This is a genomic window from Psychrobacter sp. R86515, assembly GCF_042466315.1.
Taxonomy (GTDB): domain Bacteria; phylum Pseudomonadota; class Gammaproteobacteria; order Pseudomonadales; family Moraxellaceae; genus Psychrobacter.
In genome coordinates, this window is the sequence record NZ_JAXHCC010000001.1 from 1,262,584 (window position 1) to 1,279,666 (window position 17,083).

The window sequence follows — 17,083 nt, forward strand, 5'->3', positions numbered from 1 at the left end:
GTTCGATGATTCTTATGGGCTTAATGGTTCTTAGTTGTCATCGGACTGACAATTGTCATCAGTTTGTCACCTATTGTTCAGCGTAATGTCATAAAGGTTGAGTAGACTTAAGCGGAATTCGTATTTTTGTGGTCGTAATGAGAAAGCCGCGATCAACTCTCTGCCAATCTAGCCTAATAGCAAGGTGACTGATAATGACATTATTGAACAATGAGCGAACGCTTGCCCACGAAGTGGTTGAAGACTCAAATCCTACTAACAATACTGACTTTCAGACGATTATCAATCGTCGATTGAACCGCCGTAGTATCCTAAAAGGTGGCACAGGGTTGACGGCTGCTGCGTTTTTTGGCGCATTACCTTTGGTCGGTTGTAGTGAAGACGACGATAGCAGTATTGTTGGTGATGACGATAATGCCGCTATCCCTGCACAAGGTGATTTAAAGCGTCCTGATACCTTAAAGTTTGAGGCAGTCGCGCATTCAACAGCAGAGACAATGACCGTAGCAGCAGGCTACAAGGCAGAGATGATATTACCGCTTGGTACGCCGCTGAATTCTGGTATCGAGGATTGGAAAGACAATCGCGAGCAATCAGCAGAGTCATTTGAATGGCGTATGGGTGACAATCATGATGGGATGTGGTTCTTTGGCAAAAACGGTAACGCTTACGATGCCAAAGCGTCAGAAAACAGCTTGCTAGTCATGAACCACGAATACGTCAACAGCAGTGAGCTTAGTCCATTTGGCTATTACGTTACTCAAGACAACGATGCTGCGCCTATCTTTCAAAAACGTCGTCTTGCAAGCGACGTCCGCCGCGAAGTCAACTGTCATGGCGTCTCGGTGGTTGAGTTAACTCGCCGCGCAGATGGTATGGGTTATGAGATGGTATCTGACTCTAAATACAATCGCCGTATTACCAGTAGTACAACAGCGCAATTGGCTGGCCCTGTGGCAGGCTCTGCTCTGGTCAAGACCAAGTTTGATCCGACAGGCTATCAGACTCGCGGTATCAATAATAACTGCGGCGCAGGTCTGTCACCTTGGGGCACCTATCTGACTACCGAAGAGAACTTCTTAGGTGTGTTTGCCCGTGGACAAGATGCCAGCCAATTGAGCGCTGGTGATAACTATGCACGCGAGCGCTACGGTGCGACCGAAAATTTCCCAGGTTGGGAGTATCTATGGCATACCCCAGAGGCAAAGGATGCCAAGATAGCAGACGAGTTCTCACGTTGGGATATGACAGCTGTCGGTGCCAGTGCTGCTGAAGATTATCGCTATGGCTTTAACACTTTTGGTTATATTACTGAAATTGACCCATTTGACCAAAACTCTATACCGCAAAAACGTACTGCACTGGGCCGATTCGCTCATGAAAACTGTGCGTATGCTCCTGTTCGAGCAAGGCAAACCAGTGGTGTTCTACATGGGTGATGACGCCCGAGGTGAGTACATTTATAAATTTGTCTCCAAAGCGATGTGGTCAAACTCGGACATCGGCGGCGGACTAAAAGCAGGTGACAAATATCTGAATGAAGGCACGCTATACGTGGCGGTATTTAACGAAGATGGTAGCGGCGAGTGGAAGGCACTCGTCCATGGTCAAAATGGACTGGATGCTTTTAATAGTGTATTGCCATTCAATGGACAAGATGAAGTATTGGTCTTTGCTCGTGCAGCTGCCGATGCTGCTGGTGCTACTAAAATGGATCGACCAGAATGGGTATCGGTCAGTCCTATGACAGGCGATGTCTATGTGACATTGACCAATAATAAATATCGCGGCGTACGTGACGACCAACCTGTCTCAGCTTCCAATCCGCGTAGCTATCAATCAAGCGGAAAAGCGCTTGGTAATGACAATGGCCATATCATTCGCTGGGCAGAAGCGGGCGGCGACCATGCCGCAACGAGCTTTGAGTGGGATATTTATCTATTTGGTGCGCCAAGTGATTTATCAGCAGAAAACTTATCTCAGCTAAATGACAATAATGACTTTTCCTCACCTGATGGACTGTATTTTGACCCACGCGGTGTCTTATGGATTCAGACAGATGACGGCGCTTACACCGATACCAGTAGCTGTATGTTGCTCGCAGCTCTGCCAGGCAAAGTCAGTGATGGCTCGATGACGACCACATCGGCAGGGCAGTCAACCCGAGTCGGCACATCTGCTAGCAATGATAATATTAAACGATTCTTTGTCGGTCCTGAAGGATGCGAAGTAACAGGCATCACTATGGCACCAGATTTCAAAACGTTGTTTATCAATATTCAGCATCCTGGTAACACATGGGGCGCTGTCGCTGGCGGTAGTATTCCTCGCTCAGCGACTGTGATGATTACTCGCGAGGATGGTGATGTCATTCTGGCAGAATCATTTGATACGGCTGACAGTACGACGTAGATGGATAAGCTGTAAGCGTATATTAGACACAACCAGAGTACTCATAACCATAAGAATCCCAAGTTAAGGCTTGGGATTTTTTATTATTATATTGATTTAATAGTTAAAGAGACCGTCTATCACCTATCTAGCTCTGCTAGTCGTCATCCCGCTCTAAAGTCAAACCATTCACTTCTCTTTGCTGCAGTTACAGGATAATATAGACCATTACTTTTCTCGCTGAATGTGCAAATATTATGAGCAGTCCAAAGGTGTTTTATAACGACAGTGTTAGTGACAGCGACGCTCAAAATGATAGCAGCTATACTCGTACTCATCATGAGCTCGATGCGCATTTTGTCCCAGATGCGAGTGTACCGCTACATAGTCATCTATATGAACAAATTGACCAACTCGAAGCCATCGATATGGATGAACTGGTCAAGCTACTAGCAGATTCGGATGACAGTGATGAAATCAACAAAACACCTGTGTCTTTGGCTGATTTTTTTGAAGGATTGGCGCAGCTTGCCACCATGGGTGTGGTTGAGATTACAGAAATCGTAGAAGCCATCCACCGTGAAGTTATCTTGCGTCCGCTAGGCCGCTTCAATGACAAACATTTAAATAAATGGTCGCGCGGATTTACTGGACGTATCTATGGCACGATACGTCATGTCATGCAAATGGTCGGTAATAACCTAGCGTCTGTACTACGCATATATAAAAACCTGATTCTTCAAAAGTCAGTGCAGCCACTACCAGACTCACTAAAAAAGCTGGTCAATGTACTCAATGGTGTCATGGGTGATCATCTTGTCAATAATCAAAATGCGCTCGCCATTCCGATGATGCTATACACTCAAGATGGCAAGCCGCAAAGTGAGAGCCTATCAGGTCGCATCGTTATTTTGTGCCATGGTCTATGTATGAGTCATTTAAGCTGGCAAGCCCAAGCAGATAATGATTTGGGCGAGGCAATTCATATCAGTCAGCCTGATACCACGGTGCTGTATTTGGATTACAATACGGGTCGACGTATCTCACGTAGCGGTCGTAAGTTCTCTCAATTGCTACAAGCGCTGGTCGATGATAACCCAAATATCAGTCAGATAGATCTGGTTGGACATAGTATGGGCGGTTTGGTCTCTCGCAGCGCACTGTTTTATGGTGAGCAAGATCGCCTAGACTGGATCAAGCGCGTGGGCAATCTCATCACGCTAGGTTCGCCGCATCATGGAGCAGTCCTTGAGCGTATCGGTAATTATGTGCAAGACATCATTGCCAAGCTGCCATTTGCAGGCTCACTGGCCAAGCTCGGTGATATGCGCAGTGCCGGTATCATTGATCTACGTCATGGCAGTATTCGTGATGCAGATTGGAAAGCATTAGAAGGACGTAGCGTGTTGCCACAAGATTTCCGTCATCCTGCACGGCTGCCAAGTGGTATTAAAACTTACTTTGTCGCTAGTGCGTTGCTTGAGACGCATTATGATTCTAAGGTAACGGACCTGCTAGGAGACAGTTTGGTATCGGTGGCTTCAGCCTTAGGCGAGGATGACGCTGAGCATGCCTTGTTTGTGCCAGATGGTCACAAAGCGGTATTCTACGGCGTCAATCATATGAACTTAATTCATAGTAGACGAGTACGCGAACAAGTGGTTGAATGGCTACTTGATAATGGTCGCAGTGACTATGCTGGACGTCCGCGCATACATTCTTATCCTAGAAGTTTGGATGTGGCGGTGTAGGTAGAGAGTGGTGGGTATTATTTCGAGTTACCTACGCTATGTGTACTGCGTAATGACGTTCTTATCATTTAAGAAAGGGCTACTGAGAAATTTGTCTTTGCTATTAGGCGGCGCACTCATAGTCATTAGTTGTGCAAAGCCAAATATATACGACCCTAACGCTCAAATTGAAGTAAATGTAGATGGTGACAATTATCTCATTCCCTTAAACCATATTGTCAGACCAGATACGGGTAGTTACGAAAGTTTTGAGACGGATATGGGTCGCGTTTATTTCTTTTGGCCAAGTGGTTGAGGGCTAAACAACAATGACAAAGATCCAAACATTTTTGAACATGACGACGATATCATACAGTTTCGTTGGGCAGCTAGAAATTCAAAAATTGAAGGTGCTGATATACCGACTAGAATAGATAGTATCAAGCAAGAAGAGAATAGAGATTTGGATAAAGACAATTATGAACTAGAAGCATATATTGGGTCAGGCGATAATCCCTTTATATACTATATAGGAAATATTGATCTAAACTCACCTTTTATGATTCGCTGTATGCCTACAGTTGATGAAGACCAAGATAGAATGTGCCAAATGGATTACATGTATCCTGAGTACAGCAACTATGTAAGACTTCAGTTTTCAAAAAATCATTTAGCTGACTGGCAGCCAATCAACACCATGGCGATCGATTACATGGAAAAATGGCATCAAGATTAAAGACCGTTCAATGTCAAAGTAGTGATGTATTTTTCAAAATTGCAAATAAAAACCCTCAAGCATGACGCTTGAGGGTTTTTTTATAAACACTAATTTATAGGAAGTAAGAAAACTTACTCAGCAAATATCGCTGCTACATCATCTTTATTAAATTTATAGACTTCACCGCAGAATCCACAATCCATCTCAAATGTCCCGCCTTGCTCTTCGACGATATCTAACGCTTCCGCTTCACCGATTTGCTCGATTGCCATTTCACACTTCTCGCGTGAGCAAGTGCAACCAAATGATAGAGGGGCAGGCTCAGGGGCAACGATGTTTTCTTCGTGATACAAGCGATAGAGTATTTCGTTAGCGTCCAGCGTTGTTAGTTCTTCTGGTTTGACCGTACGCGTCAATACAGACAAACGCGTCCATAAATCATCGTCGATACCCGCATCTTGATTTTGCTCGACTTCAGACGTTTCTTCAGCAGTACGCGGTAGCATTTGTACCAAGATACCACCAGCTTGCAGGCCATCAGATGCCAAGTTAATCAACGTTGGAATCTGTGCTGATTGCTTTTGATAATGCGCTAAGCAATCCGCTAGATTGTCGTGGCTACGCTCAACGATACCTTGGTATGGCTCACCGCCATCAGGCTGAATATTGATAAACAATACGCCTTGTCCCATCGCACCAAGCTCAGCAAACGCTTCTTTGGCATGGGTCATTTTGTCCCACGCTTGTACTTGCTCATCCGTTTCGCCTTTCCAACTAGCAAGTGCACGGATTATGCCGTCTTGATCGCATTCTGCCATCGCCCAGTTTAGTAAGCTGTCACTGTCTGATGATTGCAGCTGAATAGATAGGCGACCATTGATTTTGACCGTACTGATTAGCAAACTCGCTGCGGTCAGCATCTCACCCAATAAGCGTTTGATGGCTTCAGGGTAGGGCTTTTGCGCAATCGTGCTCGCGTAGCTGCGTGATAGGCGTACCACATCACCGCGCACGGGAGAGTCTTCAACAAAGAAACGTTGGCGAATGTCGTTACTGCCATGGTTGCCAGTAGTTTGGCTGTCCGTATTTGGGACTTGGATATCTTGAGTCATAAGTCATTTGTAGTATAGAGAAGTTGTTTGCTTTATGGGGATTACTGCCGATTTATCAATCTCACTTAGTAGACTGTTTTGACTATTATAAGCAGTAAAGGTTAATAACGAGCTTAAAAAACCAATCAGCTGTTTGTACAAAACTCTGAGTAGATAGCCGCTATGAGCCAACATTTTATAGTTAGAATATAAATATATTCATAAATATGAACTCTCTCAAAAAAAATTCACCCTCTACTGCAAATTTGTTGTACAGTAACATTAAGTTGCATTGTGATAAACAACAGCAACAACCGTACGGATGCGGGGCAGTCTGGTCAATCAGACCTATGTCGTCCAAGCACTCACTCAATCTTGCGATAAAAGGATGTATTTCATGACATACTCATTTTCCAAACCGTTGACTTTAGCTGCTGTTATGGCATTAGGTTTAGCGGGATGTAATAACAGCAGCCAGACCAGCACTGATGCTCCAGCAGATGATGCAGCGACGACAGAAACCACCAACGGTACGCTACAGAAAATCAAAGACTCTGGCACTATTGTCGTCGGTCACCGTGATTCCTCTATTCCTTTTTCTTATATCGCTGATGATCCTAACCAACCGATTGGCTATGCTCACGACTTGGAAATGAAAGTGGTTGAAGCAGTTAAGCAAAAGCTAAACATGCCAGACCTTAACGTTCGCTATAACCTAATCACTTCGCAGACTCGTATCCCATTGGTACAAAACGGCACGGTAGATTTTGAGTGTGGCTCAACCACCAATAACGAAGAACGTCAAAAGCAAGTCGCATTCTCTAATGGTTTCTTTGAAATCGGTACGCGTCTGTTGACCAAAAAAGACTCTGGTATTCAAGATTTTGAAGATCTAAAAGGCAAAACTCTGGTAACGACAGCAGGCACGACTTCAGAGCGTTATATCCGTCAGTACAACGATGATAATAAAATGGATACCAATATCATCTCGGCAAAAGATCATGGCGAAGGCTTCCTAATGCTAGAAAATGGTCGCGCTGATGCCTTTATGATGGATGATGTACTGCTCGCAGGCGAAAAAGCCAAAGCAAAAAATCCTGATGAGTGGGTCATTGTTGGTACGCCGCAATCGTTTGAAATCTATGGTTGTATGATGCGCAAAGATGACCCTGAATTCAAAGCTGTGGTCGATGAAGCACTTGCTAATGTGTTTAGTTCAGGCGAAATCAATAGCATTTATGACAAGTGGTTCTTGAACCCAATCCCACCAAAGAACGTCAATCTAAACTTTGAGATGTCAGACAACTTAAAGGCCTTGATTGCCAATCCGCATGACAGCGCTCAGCCTAAAGAAGCAGCAGCGCAGTAACGCTCATTGTCCCTCAACATAGCTTGCCTATACGTTCAGATAGCCAGTAATTTTATTTGACGTATAGGCTTATCAATCGTTGCTCGGAGAGACAACCATGAATTATAGCTGGAACTGGGGTGTGCTCTTTGAGCAGACTGGTATTGGCAACGAGCTCTATATCCATTGGATGATCACTGGTCTTGGCTGGCTGCTATTGATTGGCAGTATCGCATGGGCTATCGCGATGGTCGTCGGTACCGTCTTCGGTATCATGCGTACCTTACCAAACAAGACCGCTCGTGCAATCGGTACGGCTTATGTGACATTTTTTCGTAATATTCCACTGCTTGTTCAACTGTTCTTTTGGTTTTATATCGCGCCTGGTTGGCTCACGCCGACGATACAAGAATGGTGGTATAAGGACTTGTCTCCGAATACCTCAGCCATGTTATCAGCTAGTATCGGTCTTGGCTTATTTACCGCTGCTCGTATCGTTGAACAGGTACGGACGGGTATTGAGTCATTACCAGATGGACAGATTAACGCGGCCTATGCGTTAGGGTTTAGCATTCCACAAGTCTATAAAGAAGTACTGCTACCGCAAGCATTCCGTATTATCTTGCCACCGCTCAGCTCTGAGTTAACCAACTGTTTCAAAAACGCCTCTGTGGCTTCGCTAGTAGGGGTAATGGAGCTGATTAGCCAAACCAAAACCATCAGCGAATATACTCAAAATAGTATCGAGATATATACTTACGCGACGATTATTTACTTGGTTTTCAATTTATCCTTGATCGCTATTATGGGGTTGATTGAACGTAAATTGCGTGTGCCTGGGCTTATTGCGGGAGGTCAGAAATGAATATGACCGAATTGGCAACAGCCTATCCTGGTTTGATGGGTGGCATGCTTACTACTTTAAAAGTACTGTTTTTAGCTATTTTGGGCGGTATCAGTTTAGGAACTATATTGGCATTGATGCGCTTGTCAGGTATCAAAGCGCTTGAGATTCCAGCAAAGCTATACGTTAATTACTTTCGCTCTGTGCCGCTGCTATTGGTACTGTTATGGTTTTATTTTGCCGTACCGATGATTTATCTTTGGGTAGCGGGTAAGTACCTGCAACTCGATGCTGCGTTTGCCTCCTGTGTAGTCGCATTTATGATGTTTGAGGCGGCTTACTTCTCAGAAGTGGTACGTGCTGGTATTCAATCGATTGGTAGCGGGCAGGTCAATGCAGCAAAAGCGCTCGGTATGACTTATGGGCAGACCATGCGTCTGGTCATCTTGCCACAAGCCTTTCGTAAGATGCTGCCACTGATTTTGCAGCAATGTATTATTTTATTCCAAGATACGACACTGGTATTTGCCATTGGTTTGACCGACTTTTTCCGCGCAGCCTATGTACGCGGTGAGCTAATGGGCTTACTAACGCCGTATATCTTAGGTGCTGGTGCTGTCTATTTTGTGATTAGCTTAAGTGCTTCTATTGGTGTGCAACAATTACAAAAGCGTTTACGGTTTTAGTATAGTTATTTTGATACGGCTTGCGCTTTTGAGTGTTGAGAGCTTGAATTGAATGTTTGATTTACCTTTTTTAAATAATGATTATCGAAAATAATGTGGTTAGGAGCCAGTGATGAGCAATGCTGATACGTACTTAAATGCCTTTGGCGGGCTGGTTACCAATAGTGGTCATGCTAGTGATGAGATGGTCATCGAGATATCTAATGTCAGCAAATGGTATGGAGATTTTCAAGTACTGACTGACTGTACGGCGCATGTACATAAAGGTGATGTCGTTGTTGTTTGTGGTCCATCGGGCAGTGGTAAATCAACTTTGATTAAGACAGTTAATGGACTTGAGCCTTTTCAAAAAGGTGACATCATGGTCAATGGCATCTCTGTCGGTGACCCAAAGACCAACTTGCCCAAGTTACGCAGCCGTGTCGGCATGGTGTTTCAGCATTTTGAGTTGTTTCCACATTTGACTATTATTGATAATTTGACTGTGGCGCAAATCAAAGTGTTGGGCCGTAAAGAGTCTGAGGCCAAACAAAAAGCGATGGCCTATCTCGACCGTGTTGGCCTAACGGTACAAGCGGCGAAATATCCAGCAGAACTCTCTGGTGGTCAGCAGCAGCGTGTTGCGATTGCACGAGCGTTAGCCATGGATCCAGTCGCAATGCTATTTGATGAGCCAACGTCCGCGCTTGATCCTGAGATGATTCAAGAGGTGCTAGATGTGATGGTCGAGCTGACTCGTGATGGTATGACTATGATGTGCGTGACGCATGAGATGGGCTTTGCCAGTCAGGTGGCCAATCGTATTATCTTTATGGATGAAGGGCATATCGTAGAAAACTGTAGTAAAGATGAGTTTTTTGAAGGCGCGAAAAGTGACCGTGCGCAGATGTTCTTATCGAAGATTTTAAACCATTAAATACACTTTGATTTACGATTGTTTATAGCAGTATTTCTAAGATAAAGACATGTTCTAAAGCTTACTTTTCTTTCCACTACTAATGATTATACAAAGCGCCCTATTAAAGACAGTTAAACGCTATCTTTAATAGGGCGCTTTGTATTTAGCCTTTTTTGTATAGCTATTTGAAAAACGATTTAGAGCCTATGATGTTTACACACAAGGAATTTAAATAAGATAGCTTTGAGACTATAAAGCCGCTGAAAATAAAGCGGGAATAGTTGCAGGATTAGAGAGATTGCAAATAGCAAAGGCTGATGAAATGGTTCATCTGATTAATCAAGCAAGTTTGAAGAGATAGTAGTCACAATATAGATAAACTTAATTTAATTTAACGCTATCAACTGAATTAGGATTGAATATGACGCTAAAACGAACCGTCGGCATACTACTGTTCAATGAAGTAGAAGTATTGGATTTTGCAGGACCTTTTGAGGTGTTTTCGTTGGCTGAAAATGCTGCCAGTTCTAGTGATGATAAGCACTTTGAGGTTATCACTATTGCCGAGAACGAAGCTCCAATATCCGCTAGAAACGGTCTACAAGTCATTCCTGACTATAGCTTTGCCAATCATCCAGACATTGATGTATTAATCGTCCCCGGTGGATACGGTGCCGAAAAAACAGAAATATATAATAAGGTGGTAATTGATTGGATTATCACTCAAGCAAGTTTGGCAGAGCTGACGCTTTCAGTGTGTACAGGAGCATTGCTATTGGCTAAGGCAGGTTTGCTAACTGGTAAGTCAGCAACCACGCACTGGATGGACTTGGATAATTTAGCATCCTATCCTGATATTGATGTGATCTCGCATACTCGTTTTGTAGATGCCAGTGATGATACTGGTAATATCATCACATCAGCGGGGATAAGTGCAGGCATCCATGCAAGTCTATACTGTATAGAAAAATTAATAGATAGTGAAACTATGCGTGCAACAGCACATCGCATGGAGTTCGATATTGACTAAGTGAATTGTTAGATAGGTGAGTGAATGGCTGTTTACTGATACAATAGCGGTCAATATTTTTGATAATTAAAATAATTCATAAACCATATTGGAGTTTGTATGAGCGTAGAAAACCTATCTGTAGCATCGAGCACAGCAGCAAAAAAAGGTGTGGTTATTATTGGTGCAGGACTGGCAGGCTGGCATGTCATTGATGCCATTCGTGCCAAAGACACAGAGATTCCAATCACCCTAATCACGGCTGATAGTGGAGACCGTTATCATAAGCCGATGTTGACGATGGCAATCAGCCAAAACAAACGAGCATCAGATTTGGTACGGGCATCTGGTAGCGAAGCGGCGAACACAGCAGAAGTGACGTTGCTAGCCAATACTCAAGTGACAGATATTGATCCAGTGAGCCAAACCGTACAGGTGCGCTCTACTACGCAGTCAGATGACGCACTGACGACTATTGGCTATGAGAAAATGGTGCTAGCGATGGGTGCTCATCCTATCTTCCCTAAAAGTCTGCCGCAAGATTTGGTCTGGCATGTTAATCATATAGAGCGTTTTAGTCAGCTACAAGAAAAGCTAGCAACAGGTAGCCAGCATGTTGCGATCGTTGGTGCTGGTATGGTGGGTACAGAAATCGCAGAAGACCTGCTCAAGGCTGGCCATAAGGTAACGCTCATTGATTTAAACGATGCACCGCTTTCGCAGATGCTACCAGCCAAAGCGACTGCACGTATCGCCAAAGCAATCGAATCACAGGGCATTCAATTCTTAGGTGGTTATCAAGTATCAGCTGTCACTCGTGTTGGCAGTAATGACGACGACAGCGAAGATGCTGAGAAACTACAAGTAGACTATGCCCCATTATCATCGGATGCAGACAATGCTGATACTCAGCCGCTCGAACCACTGATTGTAGATCATGTTATTGCCAGTACAGGTCTGACAGTCGATGAGCAATTACCTGCTGCGGCTGGTGTGGAATTCGATCGCCGTACAGGTATCGTGGTGGATGCAGCGACGTTGCGTACCAATGCGGCGAATATCTATGCCATCGGCGACTGTATGTCTATCAATGGGGTCGCTTGTCGTTATGTTGCGCCATTACGCGCGCAGGCTGCGACTATCGCTGATGATATCTTAGGTCACGAGCACAGTGGCTATGATCATAAGCCGCCGATGATTCGCCTGAAGAACAAAGCCATCTCTGTGATGGTGACGGGTGTACCGCAAGCAGCAGGTAATTGGCAAGTAAAGACTGAAAGCGATGATGAGCTAATCATGGATTTGCTCGATGATAATGAAGCCGTTAGCGCAACAGTAACGATTAAAGCGCCTGCAGTTTCTAAAGCATAACGATTGCAATACCGTCTTTTGAAAAACTAATAAAGCACATCATTTATAAATAATGTCCTTTATTAGATGCTTTCCAGACAATTCTTTGAAAAGACAGTATCGATGATTGAGCCAGCCCATTGCTTATGATGTGGCTGGCTTTTTTGTGTCAAATATTTGCCATGATTCTATGCTACCTTTTACTAAGTAGAAAGGCAGACTATCTAATTAAATGATACATACTGTATTGATATTGTTGACAGGCTTTCATTGATGGCGTTATAGTAGCTGAATGCTATGTAAGACCTGCCCAAGGAAGAAGGTTTGCACGCAGGCTATTAATAAGTGCTATTTATAAATAATATAAAAAGTAAAACGAAAGGACTCGTTATGACTCAAACTCCTGATTTCGATTCGACTCGCGTTGACTTCGACACTATTTTAAACAACATTCCTAGTATCAATATGGGCGCACGCTCAGCCAATGCACCACTTACTCAAAGCTATGACAAAGGTCCTGATGTACTGCTGATTGAAGCGACAATTGGTGACTTTTTTGATGCTATTGTCTCCAAATATCCTGAGCGCGAAGCATTGGTCGTCCGCCATCAAAATATCCGCTGGACATATCGTGAGCTACAGCAGCAAGTGAATCAGCTAGCCAGTAGCATGATTGAAATGGGATTAGAGATTGGCGATCGTATCGGTATTTGGTCACACAATAATGCCGAGTGGTTGCTCATGCAATTGGCCACGGCAAAAGTCGGCGTTATCCTCGTCAATATCAATCCTGCCTACCGCACCTTTGAGTTGCAATATGCCCTAAATAAACTGGGCTGCTCAGCGCTCGTACTTATGCGTCATTTCAAAACCAGTGACTATGCCAGTTTAATCCGTGAGCTATGTCCTGAGATTTACCACAAAGACTACACTCAGCTTGATTTGGTTGAGATTCCAACGATTGAACGCATCATTTGGATTGATGAGCCAGAGTCGGATGAGACCTTTGGTTTTATGCAAAAATTCTCTGCGTGGATGAGCGAGGGCGATGCCAATGATCCGCGTGTTGCCGAACGTCAAGCTCAGCTTAAAAACACCGATGCTATTAATGTACAGTTCACCAGTGGTACGACTGGCACACCAAAAGGTGCAACCTTAAGCCATCGTAATATCTTAAATAATGGCTACTTTATCGGTGAGGCCATGAACCTTACCGAAGAGGATAGGCTGTGTATTCCAGTACCTTTGTATCATTGCTTTGGTATGGTGCTTGGTAATCTAGCGATTCTCACGCATGGCGGTTGTATCGTATATCCAAACGACGGCTTTGAGCCATTGACCGTATTACAAGCAGTCGAAGAAGAAAAGTGTACAGGTCTGCACGGCGTGCCAACGATGTTTATCGCAGAGCTTGACCATCCTGAATTTGAAAACTTTGATTTGTCTACCTTGCGCACGGGCATCATGGCTGGCTCTAGCTGTCCGATTGAGGTTATGCGCCGTGTCATTGATAAGATGCATATGAGCGAAGTCACTATTGCCTATGGTATGACGGAGACCAGTCCTGTATCTTGCCAGACCAATGAGCACACGCCACTTGATAAACAAGTCTCAACGGTAGGACTGGTACAGCCTGCGCTTGAGGTCAAGGTCGTCGATACAGAAACAGGTGAAATTGTCCCGCTGGGTGAGACAGGTGAGTTGCTTACACGAGGCTATTCAGTGATGAAAGGCTATTGGGGCAGCCGTTTTAAAACGCGTGAGGCTATCCAAGATGGGTGGATGCATACGGGTGACTTGGCCACAATGGATGAAGATGGCTACGTCAAAATCGTCGGTCGTAGTAAAGACATGGTGATTCGCGGCGGCGAAAATATCTATCCAGTAGAAATTGAAAATTATCTCTATCGTCATCCAAAGATTCGTGATGTGCAAATCGTGGGTATACCCGACGAGCGTTATGGTGAAGTGCTCGCAGCGTGGATTATTCCGAAAGAGCCTGGCTGCTTGACTGAACAGGAAGTGCGTGAGTTCTGTAGTGAGCATATCGCTCATTATAAAGTGCCGACTTACTATCGCTTTGTGACTGAATATCCAATGACCATCACTGGCAAAATTCAAAAATATAAAATCATTGAGCAAATGAAAGAAGAGCTGGGTTTGTAGTAAGCTTACTTATCTGCTCTAAAAAACAAAAGACTAACCATATTCATTTCACTATAAAAGTATTACAGCGTTAACCTCGCTTGAAGTATCACACATACCTCTGCACTCGGTTGCCTTGTACTACTTTTAAATTGAATCGACTATATGTGAGCAACGCTTAATGTGAGCAATGCTTAAAAATAGCAGTTAGTATCATTCATATAAAAAGCTATTCACATCTACGTATCTATCTATGTATAAGAAAAAAAAGGGATATCATGAGCGCTATCATAACCAGTAAACTGAGTCCAAACTCAAGCGATTTTCAGCAAAACAGTGCCGCGATGCAAGAGATAGTCGATGACCTGTATACACACTTGCGTAAAGTTGCCCAAGGTGGCTCAGAGCGCGCACGAGCCAAGCATCTAGCGCGTGGTAAGCTGTTACCACGTGAGCGCGTCGAGCGTTTATTGGATGTAGGCACGCCGTTCCTAGAAGTGGCTCCGATGGCCGCACATGATATGTATGGCGAAGAGATTCCAGCGGCTGGCGTGATTGCAGGTATCGGCCGTATCAATGGCATCGAATGTATGATTGTCTGTAATGATGCCACGGTAAAAGGCGGCACGTACTACCCAATGACGGTCAAAAAACATTTACGTGCACAAGAAATCGCGCAAGAAAACCATCTACCGTGTGTGTATTTGGTTGATTCAGGTGGTGCAAACTTACCGAATCAAGATGATGTATTCCCTGATAAAGAGCATTTCGGTCGTATCTTTTTTAATCAAGCCAATCTCAGTGCAGCAGGTATTCCGCAGATTGCTGTGGTTATGGGTAGCTGTACAGCTGGCGGTGCGTATGTGCCTGCCATGAGCGATGAATCTATTATCGTCAAAGAGCAAGGTACAATCTTTTTGGGTGGTCCACCACTGGTCAAAGCAGCGACGGGTGAAGAGGTCACGGCAGAAGACTTAGGTGGTGGCGATGTACATACCCGACTGTCAGGAGTAGTCGATCATCTAGCGCAGAATGATACGCACGCACTATCGATTGCCCGTAATATCGTCAGTCACCTAAATCGCCCTGCGAAAAATATCCCTAATCAAATCACACCGCGTCCGCCACGTTACGATGCCAAAGAACTCTATGGTGTGATTCCAACAGACAAGCGCAAGCCGTTTGATATCAGAGAAATCATCGCGCGTATCGTTGATGACAGTGCCTTTGATGAGTTTAAAGCACGCTTTGGCACGACGTTAGTTTGCGGGTTTGCTCATATCGAAGGGATGCCTGTTGGTATTATTGCCAATAACGGTATCTTGTTCAGTGAGTCAGCGCAAAAAGGTACGCACTTCATCGAACTGTGCTGTAAACGCAAAATCCCATTAGTATTCCTGCAGAATATTACTGGCTTTATGGTTGGCCGCAAATACGAAAACGAAGGTATCGCTCGTCATGGTGCCAAGATGGTAATGGCGGTGGCTAATGCCAAAGTACCAAAATTCACGGTCATCGTCGGCGGCTCGTTCGGCGCTGGTAACTACGGTATGTGTGGCCGTGCTTATAGCCCGCGTTTCTTATGGATGTGGCCAAATGCCCGTATCTCTGTCATGGGCGGCGAGCAAGCTGCATCAGTACTGGCAACGGTCAAACGTGATAATTTTGATCGCAAAGGTGAAGCGTGGAGCGATGAGGACGAAGCGGCATTTAAATCGCCGATTCGTGAAATGTATGAAGAGCAAGGTCATCCGTACTATGCTACCGCACGTATGTGGGATGACGGCGTAATTGATCCTGCTGATACCCGTAATGTATTAGCTTTAGGTCTAAGCGCTGCATATAACGCGCCGATTGAAGAGACGACATTTGGTGTCTTTAGAATGTAAGCGTTCTAAAGGCTTCCCATAATAAGCGACTACTGCGTTAACCTCATTTGAAATACGATTTGTACATCTACGCTTAGTCTTTGCACTTGGTTTCCTTGTATTAACATTATTATGGATTGACCAAGAGTTTGTTTGAGTATTTACATAAAAAATATAGAGAAAGTTATGCAAAAAGACAGTGATAAGAATTATAAAAGCTTACTGGTTAATGTTGAGCAGCATGTGGCAACAGTGACGTTGAATCGTCCTGAGATACGTAATGCTTTTAACGATGAAATGATTGCTGAGCTAACCGATGCGTTCAATACGCTTGGTGCTGATGATGAGGTACGTGTCATTGTGCTAGCGGCTGCTGGCAAGGCTTTTTGTGCAGGTGCTGATCTCAATTGGATGCGTGCCATGGCGGACTATAGCTATGAAGAGAATCTAGCGGATGCTGATAAATTGGCGCAAATGCTTAAGACTATTTATGAATGTCCTAAGCCAACAGTTGCGGCTATTCAAGGCGATGTTTATGCAGGTGGCATGGGTTTAGTTGCTGTTTGTGATGTGGCTATCGCCGTTAAGATTGCTAATTTTTGCCTGAGTGAAGTGCGGTTAGGGTTAGCCCCTGCCACTATCAGTCCTTATGTTATCCGAGCGCTAGGTGCTAGAGCATCGCAGCGTTATTTTTTAAGTGCTGAAGTGTTTGATGCCAAAAAGGCACGTCAGCTTGGCTTTATCCATGAGCGTGTTAGCGAAGAGTGGCTAGGCGATGAAGTGGCTGCATTCTGTAATAAGGTCGTCAAAAATAGCCCTGACGCAGTCAAAACCTGCAAGCAGCTATTACACGATGTCGCTGGTGCGCCTATTACAGATGAGCTGATTGCGGATACGGTCAAAGGTATCGCTGATATTCGCTCATCAGAGCAAGGCCGCGAGGGGGTGCAAGCCTTTTTGCAGAAACGTAAACCTGATTGGTTAATGGCAGACTAACTAGTAGTA

The 17,083-nt window shown here is 44.4% G+C and carries 14 protein-coding genes; 13 read left to right on the plus strand and 1 reads right to left on the minus strand.

Features of this window, described 5'->3' with window-relative positions:
- The first annotated feature begins 194 nt into the window (after positions 1–194).
- The 4 genes from SJY28_RS05345 (at position 195) to SJY28_RS05360 (ending at position 4,857) form a co-directional block, all read left to right on the plus strand.
- On the plus strand, positions 195–1,439 hold the full coding sequence (locus SJY28_RS05345; RefSeq protein WP_379543721.1) for a PhoX family protein: 1,245 nt from the start codon (positions 195–197) through the stop codon (positions 1,437–1,439).
- Complete coding sequence (locus SJY28_RS05350; RefSeq protein WP_379543722.1) at positions 1,378–2,412, plus strand: PhoX family protein; 1,035 nt, start codon at positions 1,378–1,380, stop codon at positions 2,410–2,412. Before SJY28_RS05345 ends, SJY28_RS05350 begins: the two co-directional genes overlap by 62 nt.
- Positions 2,413–2,648: 236 nt before the next feature.
- Positions 2,649–4,142 carry an alpha/beta fold hydrolase gene (locus tag SJY28_RS05355; protein WP_379543723.1) on the plus strand — a complete coding sequence of 498 codons (1,494 nt, stop codon included), beginning with the start codon at positions 2,649–2,651 and terminating at the stop codon, positions 4,140–4,142.
- A gap of 442 nt (positions 4,143–4,584) precedes the next feature.
- A complete protein-coding gene (locus SJY28_RS05360) occupies positions 4,585–4,857 on the plus strand; it encodes a hypothetical protein (RefSeq protein ID WP_379543724.1) in 273 nt (90 codons plus the stop codon).
- Between the two features lie 113 nt (positions 4,858–4,970).
- On the opposite strand, the gene SJY28_RS05365 is transcribed toward SJY28_RS05360, so the two are convergent.
- The gene (locus tag SJY28_RS05365; RefSeq protein ID WP_379543725.1) at positions 4,971–5,951 is read right to left on the minus strand and encodes an Hsp33 family molecular chaperone HslO; all 981 of its coding nucleotides are present in this window, start codon (positions 5,949–5,951) and stop codon (positions 4,971–4,973) included.
- Between the two features lie 376 nt (positions 5,952–6,327).
- Here SJY28_RS05365 and SJY28_RS05370 point away from each other — a divergent pair, with 376 nt between their 5' ends.
- The 9 genes from SJY28_RS05370 to SJY28_RS05410 all read left to right on the plus strand — a co-directional run bounded on the left by SJY28_RS05370 (position 6,328) and on the right by SJY28_RS05410 (position 17,074).
- Positions 6,328–7,299, plus strand: a complete 972-nt coding sequence (locus tag SJY28_RS05370; protein WP_379543726.1) for a glutamate/aspartate ABC transporter substrate-binding protein — start codon at positions 6,328–6,330, stop codon at positions 7,297–7,299.
- Between the two features lie 97 nt (positions 7,300–7,396).
- Positions 7,397–8,143 (plus strand): amino acid ABC transporter permease, encoded by a 747-nt coding sequence (locus tag SJY28_RS05375; protein ID WP_379543727.1) that lies wholly within the window; start codon positions 7,397–7,399, stop codon positions 8,141–8,143.
- The gene (locus SJY28_RS05380) at positions 8,140–8,808 is read left to right on the plus strand and encodes an ABC transporter permease subunit (RefSeq protein WP_102091653.1); all 669 of its coding nucleotides are present in this window, start codon (positions 8,140–8,142) and stop codon (positions 8,806–8,808) included. The genes SJY28_RS05375 and SJY28_RS05380 overlap by 4 nt, the downstream gene beginning before the upstream one ends.
- A 184-nt stretch (positions 8,809–8,992) precedes the next feature.
- Complete coding sequence (locus SJY28_RS05385; protein ID WP_057762314.1) at positions 8,993–9,724, plus strand: amino acid ABC transporter ATP-binding protein; 732 nt, start codon at positions 8,993–8,995, stop codon at positions 9,722–9,724.
- A 403-nt stretch (positions 9,725–10,127) separates the two neighbouring features.
- Positions 10,128–10,736, plus strand: coding sequence for a DJ-1/PfpI family protein (locus SJY28_RS05390; RefSeq protein ID WP_379543728.1), 609 nt, complete (start codon positions 10,128–10,130; stop codon positions 10,734–10,736).
- A 99-nt stretch (positions 10,737–10,835) separates the two neighbouring features.
- Entirely contained in the window at positions 10,836–12,086 is a 1,251-nt protein-coding gene (locus tag SJY28_RS05395; protein ID WP_379543729.1) for an FAD-dependent oxidoreductase, read from the plus strand.
- A gap of 369 nt (positions 12,087–12,455) precedes the next feature.
- Entirely contained in the window at positions 12,456–14,231 is a 1,776-nt protein-coding gene (locus tag SJY28_RS05400; RefSeq protein ID WP_379543730.1) for an AMP-binding protein, read from the plus strand.
- A 257-nt stretch (positions 14,232–14,488) separates the two neighbouring features.
- Positions 14,489–16,099: a carboxyl transferase domain-containing protein gene (locus SJY28_RS05405; protein WP_379543731.1), complete on the plus strand. Its 1,611-nt coding sequence runs from the start codon at positions 14,489–14,491 to the stop codon at positions 16,097–16,099.
- Between the two features lie 165 nt (positions 16,100–16,264).
- Complete coding sequence (locus tag SJY28_RS05410; protein WP_379543732.1) at positions 16,265–17,074, plus strand: enoyl-CoA hydratase/isomerase family protein; 810 nt, start codon at positions 16,265–16,267, stop codon at positions 17,072–17,074.
- The last annotated feature ends 9 nt before the right edge of the window (positions 17,075–17,083 follow it).

What these genes read in the sequence shown, in the direction of transcription:
- SJY28_RS05405 (WP_379543731.1), top strand. Translation starts at nt 14,489, where the DNA reads ATGAGCGCTATCATAACCAGTAAACTGAGTCCAAACTCAAGCGATTTT.
- SJY28_RS05395 (WP_379543729.1), top strand. Translation starts at nt 10,836, where the DNA reads ATGAGCGTAGAAAACCTATCTGTAGCATCGAGCACAGCAGCAAAAAAA.
- SJY28_RS05370 (WP_379543726.1), top strand. Translation starts at nt 6,328, where the DNA reads ATGACATACTCATTTTCCAAACCGTTGACTTTAGCTGCTGTTATGGCA.
- SJY28_RS05410 (WP_379543732.1), top strand. Translation starts at nt 16,265, where the DNA reads ATGCAAAAAGACAGTGATAAGAATTATAAAAGCTTACTGGTTAATGTT.
- SJY28_RS05350 (WP_379543722.1), top strand. Translation starts at nt 1,378, where the DNA reads ATGAAAACTGTGCGTATGCTCCTGTTCGAGCAAGGCAAACCAGTGGTG.
- SJY28_RS05365 (WP_379543725.1), bottom strand. Translation starts at nt 5,951, where the DNA reads ATGACTCAAGATATCCAAGTCCCAAATACGGACAGCCAAACTACTGGC.
- SJY28_RS05355 (WP_379543723.1), top strand. Translation starts at nt 2,649, where the DNA reads ATGAGCAGTCCAAAGGTGTTTTATAACGACAGTGTTAGTGACAGCGAC.
- SJY28_RS05385 (WP_057762314.1), top strand. Translation starts at nt 8,993, where the DNA reads ATGGTCATCGAGATATCTAATGTCAGCAAATGGTATGGAGATTTTCAA.
- SJY28_RS05375 (WP_379543727.1), top strand. Translation starts at nt 7,397, where the DNA reads ATGAATTATAGCTGGAACTGGGGTGTGCTCTTTGAGCAGACTGGTATT.
- SJY28_RS05390 (WP_379543728.1), top strand. Translation starts at nt 10,128, where the DNA reads ATGACGCTAAAACGAACCGTCGGCATACTACTGTTCAATGAAGTAGAA.
- SJY28_RS05400 (WP_379543730.1), top strand. Translation starts at nt 12,456, where the DNA reads ATGACTCAAACTCCTGATTTCGATTCGACTCGCGTTGACTTCGACACT.
- SJY28_RS05345 (WP_379543721.1), top strand. Translation starts at nt 195, where the DNA reads ATGACATTATTGAACAATGAGCGAACGCTTGCCCACGAAGTGGTTGAA.
- SJY28_RS05380 (WP_102091653.1), top strand. Translation starts at nt 8,140, where the DNA reads ATGAATATGACCGAATTGGCAACAGCCTATCCTGGTTTGATGGGTGGC.